Source organism: Paenibacillus sp. ACRSA (assembly GCF_022346845.1).
In the GTDB taxonomy this organism is placed as follows: Bacteria; Bacillota; Bacilli; order Paenibacillales; family Paenibacillaceae; genus Paenibacillus.
Map to the genome: position 1 here is coordinate 509,260 of NZ_JAKRNP010000003.1, position 15,647 is coordinate 524,906.

At 47.2% G+C, this 15,647-nt stretch carries 16 protein-coding genes; 4 read left to right on the forward strand and 12 right to left on the reverse strand.

Features of this window, described 5'->3' with window-relative positions:
* Positions 1-381: 381 nt before the first annotated feature.
* Entirely contained in the window at positions 382-1,068 is a 687-nt protein-coding gene (locus MH215_RS11855) for a stalk domain-containing protein (RefSeq protein WP_239290391.1), read from the reverse strand.
* A 411-nt stretch (positions 1,069-1,479) separates the two neighbouring features.
* Between MH215_RS11855 and MH215_RS11860 the strand changes: the two genes are divergently transcribed.
* On the forward strand, positions 1,480-2,673 hold the full coding sequence (locus MH215_RS11860; RefSeq protein ID WP_239290393.1) for a MalY/PatB family protein: 1,194 nt from the start codon (positions 1,480-1,482) through the stop codon (positions 2,671-2,673).
* A 311-nt stretch (positions 2,674-2,984) separates the two neighbouring features.
* Here the strand turns inward: MH215_RS11860 and MH215_RS11865 are convergent, their stop codons facing one another.
* The 5 genes from MH215_RS11865 to MH215_RS29220 all read right to left on the reverse strand — a co-directional run bounded on the left by MH215_RS11865 (position 2,985) and on the right by MH215_RS29220 (position 8,455).
* The gene (locus tag MH215_RS11865; RefSeq protein ID WP_239290395.1) at positions 2,985-3,845 is read right to left on the reverse strand and encodes a hypothetical protein; all 861 of its coding nucleotides are present in this window, start codon (positions 3,843-3,845) and stop codon (positions 2,985-2,987) included.
* Positions 3,846-4,447: 602 nt separating this feature from the next.
* Positions 4,448-6,475 carry a cation-translocating P-type ATPase gene (locus MH215_RS11870; RefSeq protein ID WP_239290397.1) on the reverse strand — a complete coding sequence of 676 codons (2,028 nt, stop codon included), beginning with the start codon at positions 6,473-6,475 and terminating at the stop codon, positions 4,448-4,450.
* Complete coding sequence (locus tag MH215_RS11875) at positions 6,450-7,352, reverse strand: ABC transporter ATP-binding protein (protein ID WP_128100568.1); 903 nt, start codon at positions 7,350-7,352, stop codon at positions 6,450-6,452. Before MH215_RS11875 ends, MH215_RS11870 begins: the two co-directional genes overlap by 26 nt.
* Positions 7,345-7,734, reverse strand: a complete 390-nt coding sequence (locus MH215_RS11880) for a GntR family transcriptional regulator (protein ID WP_056694484.1) — start codon at positions 7,732-7,734, stop codon at positions 7,345-7,347. The genes MH215_RS11875 and MH215_RS11880 overlap by 8 nt, the downstream gene beginning before the upstream one ends.
* A 364-nt stretch (positions 7,735-8,098) precedes the next feature.
* Complete coding sequence (locus MH215_RS29220; RefSeq protein WP_239290844.1) at positions 8,099-8,455, reverse strand: hypothetical protein; 357 nt, start codon at positions 8,453-8,455, stop codon at positions 8,099-8,101.
* On the opposite strand from MH215_RS29220, the gene MH215_RS11890 reads away from it, so the two are divergent.
* Complete coding sequence (locus MH215_RS11890) at positions 8,364-9,035, forward strand: futalosine hydrolase (protein ID WP_239290823.1); 672 nt, start codon at positions 8,364-8,366, stop codon at positions 9,033-9,035. The two genes, MH215_RS29220 and MH215_RS11890, sit on opposite strands and share 92 nt — an antisense overlap.
* Positions 9,032-9,874: a 1,4-dihydroxy-6-naphtoate synthase gene (locus tag MH215_RS11895; RefSeq protein WP_239290399.1), complete on the forward strand. Its 843-nt coding sequence runs from the start codon at positions 9,032-9,034 to the stop codon at positions 9,872-9,874. Before MH215_RS11890 ends, MH215_RS11895 begins: the two co-directional genes overlap by 4 nt.
* Positions 9,875-10,072: 198 nt before the next feature.
* Here MH215_RS11895 and MH215_RS11900 read toward each other — a convergent pair whose 3' ends face one another.
* The 6 genes from MH215_RS11900 to MH215_RS11925 form a co-directional block, all read right to left on the reverse strand.
* Positions 10,073-10,702: a pyroglutamyl-peptidase I gene (locus MH215_RS11900; protein ID WP_239290401.1), complete on the reverse strand. Its 630-nt coding sequence runs from the start codon at positions 10,700-10,702 to the stop codon at positions 10,073-10,075.
* A 73-nt stretch (positions 10,703-10,775) separates the two neighbouring features.
* Entirely contained in the window at positions 10,776-11,777 is a 1,002-nt protein-coding gene (locus MH215_RS11905) for a Gfo/Idh/MocA family protein (RefSeq protein WP_056694491.1), read from the reverse strand.
* Positions 11,778-12,079: 302 nt separating this feature from the next.
* Positions 12,080-12,502, reverse strand: a complete 423-nt coding sequence (locus tag MH215_RS11910; RefSeq protein WP_239290403.1) for a macro domain-containing protein — start codon at positions 12,500-12,502, stop codon at positions 12,080-12,082.
* A gap of 28 nt (positions 12,503-12,530) precedes the next feature.
* A complete protein-coding gene (locus MH215_RS11915; RefSeq protein WP_239290405.1) occupies positions 12,531-13,502 on the reverse strand; it encodes a TIGR02452 family protein in 972 nt (323 codons plus the stop codon).
* Positions 13,495-13,986: an NADAR family protein gene (locus MH215_RS11920; RefSeq protein ID WP_239290407.1), complete on the reverse strand. Its 492-nt coding sequence runs from the start codon at positions 13,984-13,986 to the stop codon at positions 13,495-13,497. Before MH215_RS11920 ends, MH215_RS11915 begins: the two co-directional genes overlap by 8 nt.
* Before the next feature lie 50 nt (positions 13,987-14,036).
* On the reverse strand, positions 14,037-14,948 hold the full coding sequence (locus MH215_RS11925; RefSeq protein WP_239290409.1) for an NUDIX hydrolase: 912 nt from the start codon (positions 14,946-14,948) through the stop codon (positions 14,037-14,039).
* Between the two features lie 260 nt (positions 14,949-15,208).
* Here MH215_RS11925 and MH215_RS11930 point away from each other — a divergent pair, with 260 nt between their 5' ends.
* On the forward strand, positions 15,209-15,643 hold the full coding sequence (locus MH215_RS11930) for a MarR family winged helix-turn-helix transcriptional regulator (protein ID WP_239290411.1): 435 nt from the start codon (positions 15,209-15,211) through the stop codon (positions 15,641-15,643).
* The last annotated feature ends 4 nt before the right edge of the window (positions 15,644-15,647 follow it).

Here is a 15,647-nt window from a genome sequence, read left to right on the forward strand (position 1 = left end):
AACATCCTCTAACGAACTCAGTAGACCTTATTTAGCTTAAAAATACCACTCTGGGAATTGTAACGAATTGTGGACACGCTAATACACCTTTTACGCGTGAGAATTAGATCTATTCCGTCGTATTCGGTAGTATAGCGTTTCTCAGGTTCGTTACCATTTCCATTCGCCGTGATACGGCCGAATAAGCTCTCTCAGATTCGTTAAGAACGGCGGCGTTGGGAGGAAGGCTCGTTTATGGAATATACTTTAGTTGCTCCGTTTCAAACGTCACCTTAACTTAATCCAAGCTAAAGTCTAAGCCTACTCTAATGTTCTTTGGACACATCCCATCTAGCTATCTGCTTCCAACCCATGCCGTTCCCAACGATTCTCTATTTATCTTTACTCTTCTCCCCACACTACCGTGACCTCGTTGTCCCCCTCGTTAATGTCGGAGGGTGATCCTGAGATCGATACAGCAAATTTCCCATCCGCACGTCCTACGATGCTGAAGTCATCAGCATCTAAGTCTTGAACGTTCTGCGTAAGATTTTGGTTCTGATAGTAGTCCCGATATGATGCTCCAAGGACAGTTAGTGTCTCTTTTGTGCTATAGGTCAGACTGACCTTCTTCTTGCCATCCATCACATTTTCCACAAGGGAGATGGTCTTCGCATCTTTAGGCAATGGGAAATCGGCCGGCAGATATTTGGATTTCACACCTTGAGCCTGTGTATTTGCCCCTGTAGACGGAGCTGTTGTTCCGCTGTTTCCTGTTGTTGGCGCACCAGATGAACTAGTTGAACCAATACTTACTTTGTTGTTCTGTGAATCATACTTAACTTCTGTGTTCAATGCCTCTGCTACAGAGCGTACCGGTAGGTATGTACTGCCTTGATAAGTAATTGGAGCCAGCTTCTTTCCCTGCTCTCCTGTCGGTGTAAACTTCTGTCCATTCACCTCAATGGCCAAGCCATGGTTCAGGTATGCTTTGATCGTTTCTAATTGAGTACCTGCATATACTCCCGCTGAACCAGTTAGCACCATGCCAAGTACCCCTGCTGTAACGATCCATTTTTTACTTTTCATCCTGTGAAACCTCCTCAATGAGTATGTTGATGCCATTACCAATTACATAGCGTTGATTGATGCCAATACGTTGTTAAACCCAAGAATGGAATCATAATACCACCTGATGACAGCTTTTGAACTCAATTATCACTAAAACAGGTCTCCGGGAGTACTAAAATAGTCTTTTCTAACAATATATACTCCCCTCGTTAGACAAACATGTACCATGATAAAAGTCCCGAATTAGCAACTATACCCATGGTCATACTAATTACACTGTGTGTCTTTCTTGCGCGAAGTAACGCTAATGTCCTACTATGTTGACCTACTAACAGAAGTATGGGTTCAAGTTGCAGAAATACTAATTTTATTAGATAATAGTCTGTCGAATGTGGTCGAACTGAACGGAACTTAAAGGGGGAACATGTAATGAAAAAATATAGCTTTGATGAATCAATTCATCGCCTGGACACAGGGTCGGAAAAGTGGGACGCACTAGAGGAGGTTTTCGGTGTTACGGAAGCACTGCCGATGTGGGTAGCGGATATGGATTTTACTGCCCCGCCATCGGTTATTCAGGCACTGCAATCCCGTGTGGAACATGGTGTCTTCGGTTATACCGTACGTACGGATTCATATCATGAGGCCGTGATCGGATGGATGGAGCGCAGACACAACTGGAGCATCCAGAAGGAATGGATTGTGTTCACCCCCGGCATCGTGCCAGCGTTAAGCATTGCGGTACAACGATTCACCGCACCAGGTGATGCAGTCGTTATTCAAACGCCGGTATATGCTCCTTTCTATGAAGTCGTACGTGGACAAGGCCGAGAGCTCATGACTAATCCACTCAAAGGTACGAATGGTCACTATACGATGGATCTAGAACATCTCGAATCCTGCTTCCAGACAGGTCGGGTCAAAATGCTAATTCTATGCAGCCCCCATAATCCATTAGGAACGGTATGGAGTCACCATGAGTTGGAAGAGCTGGCTGCACTATGTGTTAGATATGATGTACTGATCGTTTCCGATGAGATACATGCCGACCTAGTACATCAGCCAGGCGCACACACACCATTATCTATGATCTCGGACGCAATTGCCCAGCAAAGTATCATCTGCACGGCACCAAGCAAAACTTTCAATATTCCGGGGCTCTGCACATCCAATATCATTATTCCAAATGCCAAGCTGAGAGAATCATTTATGCAGGGAGTCAAAATTATGGGACTCTCCAGCATCAGCACGTTAGGCGCTACAGCTGCCGAAGCAGCATACAGAGGTGGTGCAGACTGGTTGGATGATTGTCTCGCATATGTCCGCGGAAATATGGAATATGTACAGCAATATGCGGCAGAGCATCTCCCTCAACTTGGAGTATATTTGCCAGACGCAACGTATCTGTTATGGCTTGATTTCAGTAAACTGAACATGACGCAAGAAGAGCTAAGCAGTGCTCTACTGAACGAAGCGAAGATTGCCCTTAACGATGGTATTTTCTTCGGTACGGAAGGTACTGGATTTATGCGAATGAACGTTGCATGTCCACGCGCTACGGTTGAAGAAGCGATGCGCAGATTAACGGCTTGGGTCAATTCACTTAGCCAAGCATCCGTATAAGTTCATAGCTTGCATCTTAATTCATTGATGTTAATCAATTGAGGATCACATCGATAATGTTAGTGATGAAAATTCATGCTTATTCGTCGATAAATATAACGGGATACCAACTATATAAATATTAATTATAGCCATCCTCTCTCTGCATGCTTGTGGAGAAGAAGATGGCTATTTGAATTTCATCTCAACTCCACCTGATGGTGCCACTTAAGCTCTACTTGAGTTCTACTCTGCATGGCTCTTCCCGTCGCCATTGGCGCTACCTATTCCTTTTTCTTCTTCTCCTATCCCTCTTACTTTTGATTTTCACCCTACTTCCTCTTCGCCAATTCTTGATTAACTTTAATGTAGTGGTTGCTGACTTTCTGCTCCAACGTGTACACATGCTGTTTCGTACTTGTCCACTTCTCTGTGGCCGAAACTAGTTGATTCAGCGAACTTAGTACACGTGTAGGTTGAGCTTGCTTGAGACTCTGTTTAAATTGTTTTAGGGCATTGGAGTAACGTTCTTTCGTTAACGAAACTTGTTTTTTGGCTGTTTGAATTTGTTTCTTAACCGAATCCGCACCTGATAACAAACCACGCAAACGTTTAATTTCTGTATTTTTCCGTTTACGCGCTTCAGCAAGCTCACTTCTCTTCATTCGGATCTCTTCCCTAGCCAGTTGCACAGCTGGCTTCAATGTATCTGCTTGGGCACGAACAACCGCTGTCCATTCCTTGTTCTTCGTCGCTCGGGCTGCATCCAGCTGTTTATTCACCGCGGTGTAAAGGGCAAATAACGGCTCGTATCGAGCTTGGGCACGTTCTAAAGACTGCGTTAACGACGATATCTTCTTCTCATCAGTCTGCCTGATGCTCGCCTGCAGCCGTTTGAGCTCTGCCATGTTCGCTGTATGGAGTGCTTTCGTTTTCTGCTCCCACGATTTCCCCTGCCCTTCCAAGCTCCCCACGTTTTCAAATCCTCGCTGTAATGACGCTTTGGTCTGGCGATCTGCTTTATTTAATACATTGTTCCAGGCCTTCTGTGCAGTGACCCCTAGCTCAATCCCTGCCGCCTCAATTGTTGCAGGCAAGATGAGGTTCGATAATAAGCTAAAGAAAATAATTAGTGGGATCAATAAACGCAGGGAAGGTATGCTTTTTGTCTGTGGACGACCAACTATGCTCATGTTAGCGATCTCTCCCTTTGGGAGCTTGTCCATCTTTTTGCCAAACACCTTGTCCATCGCTTCATAACTTACTCCATGATTTACCCCTTGATTTACTCCGTGCCTAGCTTTGCTCTTAAGTATTTGCCTGGTTTCGTACCCAGCTTCGCGCTTTAGTTCTTGCTTTAGTTCTCCCTTTGATTCTTGTCTTGATTCGTATCTAATTTCCCTCTTCAGCCTTGACCTCGGTTCTTGCCATTCTTCATGCACTGCCTTCTCCCCCTTCGTTCTCTCTGACTTGAAACTATGCATCATCACATATGAACTCCTTTCGATGTGATCTTGGCTATATCAGTTGAATGAAAAAGTGTGACGTTCAACCAATATATGCCTGGTATGAAACGGCTGAAACGACAAAAAAGCACCCGCAAGATAGGCAATATGCCTATTCCTGCGGGTGCTTCCCACATCAGCCGTTCTCTGGGTTCGGATGAATGATACCATTCATTCTCGAACCCAACCCTTTTTCTAATATATTCCATCATTTCTGTCTGGTCAAGTCAGATTGAACGCAAAGCACTAGCCTTGGGGAGAACCCTTCCCCTTCACATCCCCGTCACTGTCTACAGATCAGCGAGCATGGCTTGCATCGCTTCAGTCAGATCTTCCTCTTTCAGCATCATATAGATGTTCTCGCCACTTACCGTGTTGAGCTTGATCTGATAAACGGTAACTGCTTCCTTGGCAAAAAAACCGGTTCGTTGACGTGTGAGGAGATCGCTAATGATTTCTTTATTTTTGGTAGCGACCTGTTTATGTCCGCCTAGATTCGCATCAATATACTCTGAGTCAGCATAGATGCTTCTTCCATTACCTTCACCATCGAACTCCTGTTTCACGAACTGTGCTGATACAATATCGTCTGCTGATACATTCAGCTGATCATACAACTCTTGCTGCTTCAACCATGTTAATACGCGATCATAACTAGCCTTGATTTCATAATTCCACATCGTTCGTGGAAAATTAGGATCAAGTTCCGACTCCTGATTAATCTGGGCATTAGCCCATGACTCCCATGGTGCCGTCTGTTCTTCATACGTCTGATCCAAAATATCCTGCTTCAACAGGTCTAGAAAATCACGAATATGCTGTGGATTGCTAATGTATGTTTTACGCGCTCCACTTAAGTACGACCGTATACCAATACTCAATACATCTTCATCTAGTTTGTATGTCTTGTATTGAACCGCCTTGTAATCTTTCATCTCCCTCAGTACCGATAATTCCTGAGCGAACTCCGATTGAGGAATCTGATATCTTCGTTTCATCACTTTGCCGTTAGCCAGCTCGTAGTTCACGAAAATAAACTCACTATCATCCCATTGCGTATAATTCAAATTGCCTAATAGATCCAGATCAGAATCTACGATCTTATGATGGAGTGCAAGGATAGCATCAATAAATTCCGGATTATTCGAATAAAGCTTACTGTCATCCGCCTTCACCATGATCCCGTTGTGATACACACGTTCATCTCCACCAAGCTTAACTTGCACAACATCTTCCTTAGCCGGCACCCTTGCGGCATAACCGTTCCAGTCCGCAACAGGGACATACAATACCAATCCCACCACGATTCCGTACAGCGCCATCTGAGGTAGAAGCTTGCCATTCCAGATTAACCATGTCTTGCGAATCAGCATTTCGGCACCAATATAACCAACGATCGCTCCCACGACATAACCGATGATGCCCCAATCTGGAGACTCTCGTGGAGCAATCCTGGTGAAGTAAGCTCCACCAATCAACACAATGGTAAACATGAATCCAAATCGGAATATCGGTTTGACCACTCTGAACGTAACCGCCTCGGTAGCTGACTCAACTTTTCTTCTCGCATAGATAACATATGCTAACGCGATAAACACCACGGTAAGTACCGCATATATCACAAGCTCTGGCCACAGGGTTGTGCCTGATCCTATGGATTCCATTCGAGTAATCAATGATATATCAGTACGAACAGCTCCCACTTGCTCATAAGGAAATCCTAATAGATGCTGTTGCAAGTGAAGCTCGTATCCTCCCCAGAACACCATAGGTAGCAAAATGAGTGCATACACCGTGAGTCCTTGCAGGATCGATTGTCCTATGCACATGCCGACAGCAACGGTCAACATGAACATAAACATCGAATAGATACTCATGCTGAGTCCCCACATCCAGATCGCATCACCTGTGAAGATATAGGCCGGTTCGTCTAGTGCGCCCCATACCCAACCAGTAATTGCAGTTGTAAGCCAGATCGGAATGAGAATTAACATAAATCCGGTGAACAAATGAGCAGTTAATAGATGTTTACGTTTAAGCGGCAAACTATGATATACATCCGAGGATGCTCCAGATTGCATATAACGGAATAGAAAGAGCCCTATTGCAACTGGAAATGCGAGCGCAAGCAAGAGATGCATCTGCCCATTCGTCTGAAACAAACTTGTGATCTCGTAAGGGTCTTCCCGATACTCCGTACCGATTGGCAGTGGGAGGGAGAATAACAATACAATCAGAAACAAAATGCCTAGCCACCCATGCTGCCTGAAATTTTGGAACAGGATGCCTCGGTTAAAGTATAATCGGCTGAATGTCATACCCTGCGTCCTCCATTTCATAGATAAATATCTCTTCCAGCGTCAGTGGTAGTACGTCCAGCAGATAAGGATCTTGTGACTGAAACCGCTGTGTCACCGTCTCACGATTGCCTTTGACGATGAATAGCGATACACTGCCCCGCTTCTCCTCATGCAGAATGTCGATATGTTCCTCTATCGCTTGGGCATGATCAGGATGACGAAACGCAACTTGAATTTTATGTGTATCTGCCTTCAGATCATCTAGATCTTTCTCTACAATAATTCGACCCTTATGCATAATAGCTACGTGGTCACACAGATCCTCAATCTCCCGCAGATTATGGGAGGAAATGATAATCGTCACCTGACGATCTGCCGCCTCTTGAAACAGCAGGTTTTTGATCTGTTGTCTCATGACGGGATCGAGGCCATCAATCGGCTCATCCATCAGCAACACTTCAGGCATACAGCTCAAGCCCAGCCATACAGCTGCCTGACGGCGCATGCCTTTGGACATACGATGAAGCTTGCGTTTCATATCGAGCTTAAATACGTTGCCCAGTTGCACGAATCGTTCCTCGTTCCATCGTGGATATACAGATCGATAGAAATTCGCCATTTGATGAATGGACGACTGCGGGAAAAAATAAGGAGCATCTGCCATAAAAATGGTACGACCCTTCAAGTCTAAATTCTCCACGATTTCAGTTCCGTCAATGCGAACCGTGCCACTATCCTGGCGATAAATGCCTGCAATCATTTTGAGCAACGACGTTTTGCCTGCTCCGTTGGAGCCGAGCAACCCATAGATCGATCCTTTATGTACCTGCATCGTGACGCCATCAACTGCTTTTTCCTGTTGAAATGTTTTGACGACCTGCTTCAGCTCAATCATTCGGCTCCCCCTTTTCTATACGGGCCATCGCTTCCTGAAATAGAATCGTCATGTCGGCTTTGGTTAAGCCCGAATACGAAGCCTCTGCAATCAGCTTCACCAGAGCTGCTCTAATCTCATCTCTCATGGCTGCATTCGGATGTTCCACGGACGATGATACGAAGCTCCCTTTTCCCTGTAATGAGTAGATGTAACCTTCACGTTCCAATTCCCTGTATGCCTTCTGAATGGTGTTGGGATTCACCGTCAGTTGTGCGGACAGGGTGCGAACGGAAGGAAGCTGCTCATCTGGTTGGAGAACACCGTATACGATCATTTCTTTGATTTTGTCTACTAGTTGTTCATAGATCGCCTTACGGCTGCGCACATCCAATTCGAACATCCCGCACCTCCTTTCTAACAGAATAATAAGTCCAACTTAATAAGTTCCCCTCTGAAAAAAAAACGAATGAGCATCACACTTGCCACTCCGAGGACAGTGGACTACATTGCCTTGAAGTTGATGACCGCTGACTGTATGTAATGTGATGTAACCATAATAGGGTGTATCAACTGTACTATCATTATTAATACAGTTAATACACCTTGTCAACACCTTTTTGACATATTATCCTAATCAAGATACGATAATATGGATGTAGTGACATATTGAATGTATTCTCAAATGATTCTTCGTTACGACGGGAGTAGATACTCTAAGCTTGTCCTGCCCTTCACCCTTCCGTTAAGATAGACATATGACATATTCAGCACTTCACAAGGGAGAAGACTTGAATGACTGAGCATAATTCAGCTTTAAACGATACAGAACATATGGATGTTCCCACTGCATCTCGAGTTCCACGTGTATTAATTGTCACTGCCGTGGATGCGGAGAAAGAAGCTATTCTTCGCGGACTGGGTGACAAGGCCGCGGACATGTTTGACGTGATCGCTGCGGGTGTCGGCCCAGCCTCCGCAGCGACAGGAACGGCTGCAGCGCTCGCCTTAGCGGCCGCGTCTGCAAGCCGTTTGAAGGCGCCGGCCGCTAAGGCGCCTGATCTTGCTACGGCGCCGCCACAGGCTGCGGCTGCCGTAGACCCTGCTCTGGCGCAAGGTGCCACCGCACCAGAGCAACCCGATGCGGCGCAGGCATCTGCCGCATCAACATCGCCGGGGCTGCTTGCCGGGACCGGCCTGACCTCAGCGTACACGCTGGTGGTCAGTGCCGGCATCGGCGGCGGCTTCCCCGGCGTGGCGGACGTCGGCTCCCTCGTGGTAGCCGACGCCATGGTTGCTGCCGATCTGGGCTCGCAAGCGCCAGACGGCTTCCTCTCTGTGGACGAGCTCGGATTCGGCTCGTCCCGGGTTGCGGCGGACGCAGCGCTTGCCGTCCGCCTGCGTGATGCGCTGAAGCGAGCTGGGCACGCTGTCAGCGGAGGCACTGCGGTCACCGTGTCCACGGCGACCGGAACAGCCGAGACGGCCGCGGAGCTATTGCGCCGCGTGCCGGATGCCGCCGCCGAAGGTATGGAAGGCTTCGGCGTAGCAACGGCTGCCCAGCAGTTCGGTGTGCCTGCACTCGAACTGCGTGGCATATCTAACGCGGTCGGTCCACGCGACCGCGTTGCTTGGCGCATCAAGGATGCCCTAGATGCGCTCCAGGCGGCAAGTTCCATTTTACGGGAGGTACTTACATCATGAAAATTGCATTTTCCCCGTGTCCCAATGACACGTTTATCTTTCACGCATGGGTGCATGGTCTAATTCCAGGAGCACCTGAGTTGGATGTTCGCTACGCGGATATCGACATTACCAATGGTCTCGCTGCGAGCCCAATTGGCCCGGAGATCCCGGATGTAATGAAAATTTCCTATGCAGCTTTGCCCTATGTGCTGGATAAGTATGCGTTGCTGCCTGCGGGCGGTGCGCTCGGCAGAGGTTGTGGCCCGCTTGTATTAACGGCGAGTGGCACCACAGATCCCGCATATCTCTCAGGACGACGAGTTGCTGTACCTAGCGAACGCTCAACCGCCTATATGTTATTCCGACTCTGGGCTGCACAGAACGTTCCTGATGGTGTCGGTGAGATCGTTGTGATGCCATTTGAGCAGATTATGCCTGCTGTACGCGATGGCCTCATTGATGCAGGATTGGTCATTCATGAAGCGCGCTTCACTTATCAAAACTATGACCTCAAACTGATGACCGATCTCGGCAATTGGTGGGAAGAAGATACAGGTCTGCCTATTCCACTTGGAGCAATCATCGCTCGCCGTGATCTGGACGCTCAAGCACTGGCTGAATGGGCTCGCGCCTCAGTGGAATACGCCTGGGCACACCCGGATGAATCCAGAGCCTATGTGATGGAACACGCTCAAGAAATGGACCCTGATGTAGCCGCACAGCATATTGATCTGTATGTGAATGAGTTCAGTGCCAACCTTGGCGATGATGGTTACGGTGCAATAACTGCACTGCTGGGAAGAGCGATGAAGGAAGGGCTTGTACCTGAATTCGACCTAAGTCTACTGCGGATCTAGAGAATGTCTCCAAGCTAACTGAAGTTGATCATGAATTAAATTTATTTGACTGTGTACAGAACATCCTGTACCCACTCAGCAAAAAGGTTCCCAACTCTCACGTCAAGCGTGAAAGTGGGAACCTTTTATTTGTTATACGAATCCGCGTTCATACACAACTTTAGTTGCTTCAATCAGGATAAATTCAACTAAGACTCACTATCCTTTTGCAGTGTGCACCACGGTACGGATCATCACCCGCACCCCCTCCAACATCATTCCTATCGGCAAAGAAGGCACAGCAGGTTGCAGCACAGCCATCTCCGTTGAAGCAGGGAAATGGACGAATCCTGCACGGATCGGCAGCTCTTCCATACGAATCCAATCCAGCACACGATACATCGTGTTGTTACAAATGTAAGTCCCGGCTGTATTGGACACGGCTGCCGGGATACCAGCTGCGGTTAGGTCATTCACCATAGAACGTATCGGCAGGGTAGAAATCAACCCATCTGGGCTGCCTTCACGAATTGGCTCGTCCACAGGGCGCTGTCCCTGATTATCAGCGTAAGAGCTTGGCGGAATATCCTTAACGTTTACAGCAATGCGTTCTGGTGTAATAGCTGTTCTGCCTTTTGCCAGACCACAAGCGATGACCACATCCGGCTTATACGCCTGCATCTCTGCAATCAGAAGATCAGCACATTCGTCAAAGTGTACAGGCAGCAGCACCGTCTTCAGCTCTGCACCCTCCACCTTTTCCTGTGTAAGAGCTTCCATTAGTTCAGACGTGGGATTCACTGCATCGCCACCAAAAGGTTCAAATCCAGAAATTAAAATTTTCAGCATGATTCCTTCACTCCTACTCGTTGTAAGCTATATATCTGGTTCGAAACGTTTTCGGTTTGCTCAACATCAACGATTATTCAAACTTATAACGCAGTCCCCACTGCGCACGAATCGTATCCATCAGTTTCATAATTTCCAGTGACTCGTCCAGCGGTATGGTTGGACTTTCTGTTTTGCCTTCCAAGATGCAACGTCCCGCTTCTTCTGCCTCGAATGCATAGCCAATGCTTGTACGCTCATCGGTGAACTTCTCAGGCTCATCTTGTCCATTCACATGCAGATATGCTTCCTTCCCTGCGAGGAAGAACGGTAACCGGATGTATCCTTCTGTACCATAAATGACTGCTTCATTGCTTAGGTTCAAACGAATAGCTCCATGCAGTGAGGCTGAACGTCCCTCGGAATACGACAACAATACAGAAAATTGTTCATCAACGCCGGTCTCTCCAATGTTCGCGGTACTCCACACATGCTGTGGCTGCTCGCCAAAGATCATGGAAGCGAATGAAATAGGATACACTCCTGCATCAAGCAGTGCTCCACCGCCCAGTTCTGGATTCAGCAATCTGCCCTCTGGCTCCCAGCCAATACGGAATCCGAAGTCTGCTTTTACCAGACGTACATCACCGATTCGCCCCTCCGCAATCCACTGTTTGGCTTGCACAATCGGTGGTAGAAAACGTGTCCACATGCCTTCCATTAAGAAAAGCTTGTTCTCACGCGCTGTCTCAACAAGTTGCTCTAGCTGACGGCCATTCATTGTAAAAGGCTTCTCGCACAGCACGGCTTTCCCCGCTTCCAGACATGCAAGCACATTCTCCTTATGGAATGGATGCGGTGTAGCGACATAAATGATATCCAGCTCCGGATCTTGCAGCATCTCTTGGTAGGTGCCATAGCTGCGTTCAAACCCATATTCCGCCGCAAACGAATCTGCGCTTTCCTGCGTCCGAGAACCCACTGCCGCTTTCACAGCATTGCCCGCATGATTCAGATCCTTCGCAAATTGCGATGCGATCCAGCCCGTACCCATAATGCCCCACTTCACTTTGTCTGTTCCAGCAACTCCTGTCATTTGAAAGCCTCCCTAATGCTCTATTCGGTAAAAATTGACCTTTTTCATGCAATGGAAACGTTAACTCTCCTTTATTTTACCAAAAAGAATCCGCTACGTCAGAACATGCTTTCATTCTCACGTTAAGAGACTATACTCTAAATAAAAAAACCTCTGCTAGGCATGGAAAAAGTTCGAATCAGAACATGAACTCCGCTGCGTTAGCAAGGTTTTTGTTTTGTTTTATTTTTTGGCAGATATCATTTCCATTTCCCTTCCAAACAACGATATACTTCAGTCCCCTATTCCGGATCATAAAATGATCATAACGTACACACTACAATCTCAATATCCGTCTCTGCAAATGTATCCTGAATGATGGTACGTACCTTCTCCCATTTCAATCGATCCAGTCCACAACCAATCTGTGGCATGGCTAGCTTGCGAATTCCTTGAGCGACACATACGCTATGCATGGATTCTACTGCACGGGTAAAGGACTGATATGTCGGCTTATTCGAGAACTTCGCCTTCGTGACCAAGTTCAAAGTTCGCCCTACTGGATAACATATTCCTATCTCCAGAGGTTCTTGCTTCGCTTGCTCCTGTAGTACCTCTAGTCCGAATCGTTGTCTAAACTGAACCGCAATCCCTGCCCCCATACGAGCATCGGCTGAAATACAATGTGCTAGCGAAAAGTCTTCATCCATAGCGAATAAATCTTGCTGTATCTCCCTAAACTCCATACGGATTCACTTCCTCCCAATTTATAAGTTACGCTCCAACGAAACGCTGCTGAAATGCGTCCAACGTGGACTGCCCTTTGGTTCGATCAAAGACAGCAAATACGACACGTTCGAATGCCTCTCGATAATGTTCTTGTACCAATACATCATGGAAAAACTTCGCGACCTGCACCGGATCATTCCGAAATACGCCACATCCAAATGCCCCCAGTACAATCGTTCGATGTCCACGTGCAACCGCTACGTCCAAAATGTACCGAATCCGTTGCTTCATGACCGACTCGATCACTTGATCATCAGCTTCTTCTCGGGCTCTCACAACACCCGCATTGACGGCTGGAGCTGTAATAAAAGCTGTACAATACGGCTTATCCAACAATCGATCTTGATCATCACGAATCACTGGAACCGCAGGCGAGTAGATCATATGATCCGAGTATAGACAGGTTCGCAGCTTCCGATTATGTTCGTACATCTCTGTCATCTGCGCAATGCATGGGTACAGCCCTGTTGCACGCGCCAGACTTTCCTCCTGAGCTTGACTCCCTCCAAGGAACCCACCGCCGGGGTTTTTGGCTGAAGCAAAGTTCAGGCAGACAACATCCTTCAACTGCTCATCGGTCACAAGACGCGCAGCAGCCGCAAGTGTAGTTTCTCCCGTAACTTCGATGATAGTGCTGGATGGTTTAGCTGATAGAGCCGACTGTTTCAGCGGATCCTTAAGCGATTGAAGCTCCGCTGGTCGGTATAATACTGAATGCTGGATGGCATATTGCTTCTCCTCATCGATCCATACATTCCGATCATATGAATTGACATAGCTTCCCTGTTCCAGAATAGCTAACGTTTCATGGGCAATCCGCGATCTGCTTGCACGTTGATTTGTTGTTTTGTTATTAGCTGTTCGGTTCGTCGGTTGGTTATGAGCCGTTCTGTTATGACTATGCTGGCTACGAGTCGTTTGGCTGCTGGTACTCTGATTCTGTTTATGTTCACTCATGTGTATCACTTCCACTTTCTATGTTCTCTCTCAACTGGGTAAGAATCTCGCCTAACCAGTTCGTTCCTCTCCACGTTCTTCGATTTTGAATTCGTGGGTCTTCTTCCGCTAAGCCTACTCCCCAGATTCGGTCATCTGGACTTGCTTCTACAAGGGTTGTGCCACGAGTAGCCAGCAATGCTTCCAGTAGAACGTCATTCTGCGTGAATTTCGCTTCATTTCCCTCATAAACGATGCGCTTGCACTCCGCTTCCCAGACCGTCTGGTTGAAGTTAGCAACCTGTCTGCCCAGTTTTTTTTGCACAGATGCGGAGCTTGATTTCAGTATTTTATCTGCAATAGCCTGATCTCCGAACAATAGTGCTTTCTGGTGCATCATGTATTGCTCCGCGCTGGTATAAGGTACACCGTTCACTACAAAATCTGCGGGATGCCACTGGGAGAACGGCGATGCTGTGCGCCAAAAAAATGTAAACTTCTCCAATGTAATCTCCTCCTTTCTTTATTTATAATAGTCCACTTAAATCCGCCTACTTACGTTGCAGGCCGATCAGGATTCAGCCGATATAAGCGGGATGGGCGATGTCCTGCACTGCCTGCATATTCCCCCGTCTCTACGACCCAGTCCGCGATCTTACGGCGAAAAGCAGCCGCCAGCAGCTTTTTGCCACCGATAATTTCGTATACTTTCTGCAGTGCTGTCAGTGTGAACGTGTCGGGCATGAGATTAAATGCAATGTCTGTATACTCCACCTTCGAGCGAAGACGCTCCAGGGCATACAAAATAATCTTGGCATGATCAAAGGCAATCCCCTGCACTTCCACCACCCGTATGCTATTGCTCCGTACTCGCCCTTCTATCAATTCCTTGGTTTCGATCACAGCCGATAACTCCTCAGTTCCATTCGTCAAAATCAACTGAATCCGTCGCTCGGTTATTCGCCCATGCTCGTGGATATGGCGCTTCTCCTCCACCAGTCGCTGCTCCATCCGGAACCAGTCCGCTTCACTCGCATCATCACCAGCTTCCAGCTCTAGCTCACTGCTATCCACTAATGCCATGTAGGAACAACTGATGACACGTGTACGAGGATCACGGTGGACATCTCCCCAGGTGTATAGCTGTTCCAAATAGATGTTGTCTAATCCAGTCTCTGTGGATAGCTCCCTGCGCGCAGCTTCTTCCAGAGACTCATCCATGGATACGAACCCTCCCGGGAGTGCCCACTGCCCCAGATAGGGATGCCCTCCTCTTCGAATCATCAATAGCTGAAGTGCAGGCTCTGCAAGTTTACGATAATTGGACTGTGTCTCATTGCGAATCGTAAATACAAGCATATCGACGGTGACCGAAGGACGCTCGTAATCCCCCACGTTATAGGTTGCCAGAAACTGTTGCTCACTTATTTGCTCATGCTTTTGGTCATCACTTCTTGAACCGTCCACCAGAAGAACCCCCATGTATTTTATTGAAAAAAACACTCCGATTTGTTATTAACACTTTGTTATTAACAATAAGATAATATCAATTTAACATATCGATCTCGCCCGAGTCAATATTTCCCATGCCTAAGCGCTGAACCTAAATAAGTAGTAAAATCCCTTGACCTTATGTCAAATCAAACTTATCATTTAGTTAGTCAACTAATTAAATATTCGTGTTCAAAAACAGGCTTTTTGAACGACCTCTAAAAGGATGGAAACGTATGAATCCAGCACGAAATGAACGGCTAATGGGACAGCTATCCGAACTCGTCAAGCTTCAACGTTACAAAATTCATGAGAGGCTTGTTAACCACCCTGAGCTGTATCCCGGTCAGCCTCCCCTTCTATTCCAATTGGAACGTGAAGACGGCCAGACTCAGAAACATCTAGCTGAACAGCTTCGGCGTACACCGGCTACCGTAACTGTAATGCTAAAAAGAATGGAAACATCGGGCTATGTAAGACGGGAAACCGATCCGAAGGATCAGCGGAGTCTACGGGTGTATCTCACGGATTTGGGGCGCGCTGCACTGCATGATCTAAGAGAGGTATTTCAAGAGCTGGAGGAACAGGCTCAGAAAGGCTTCACCCCCGAAGAATCACAGATGATGTCTACGCTCGCGCAGCGTATGGTGCAGAATTTACGTGATATCTAATGTA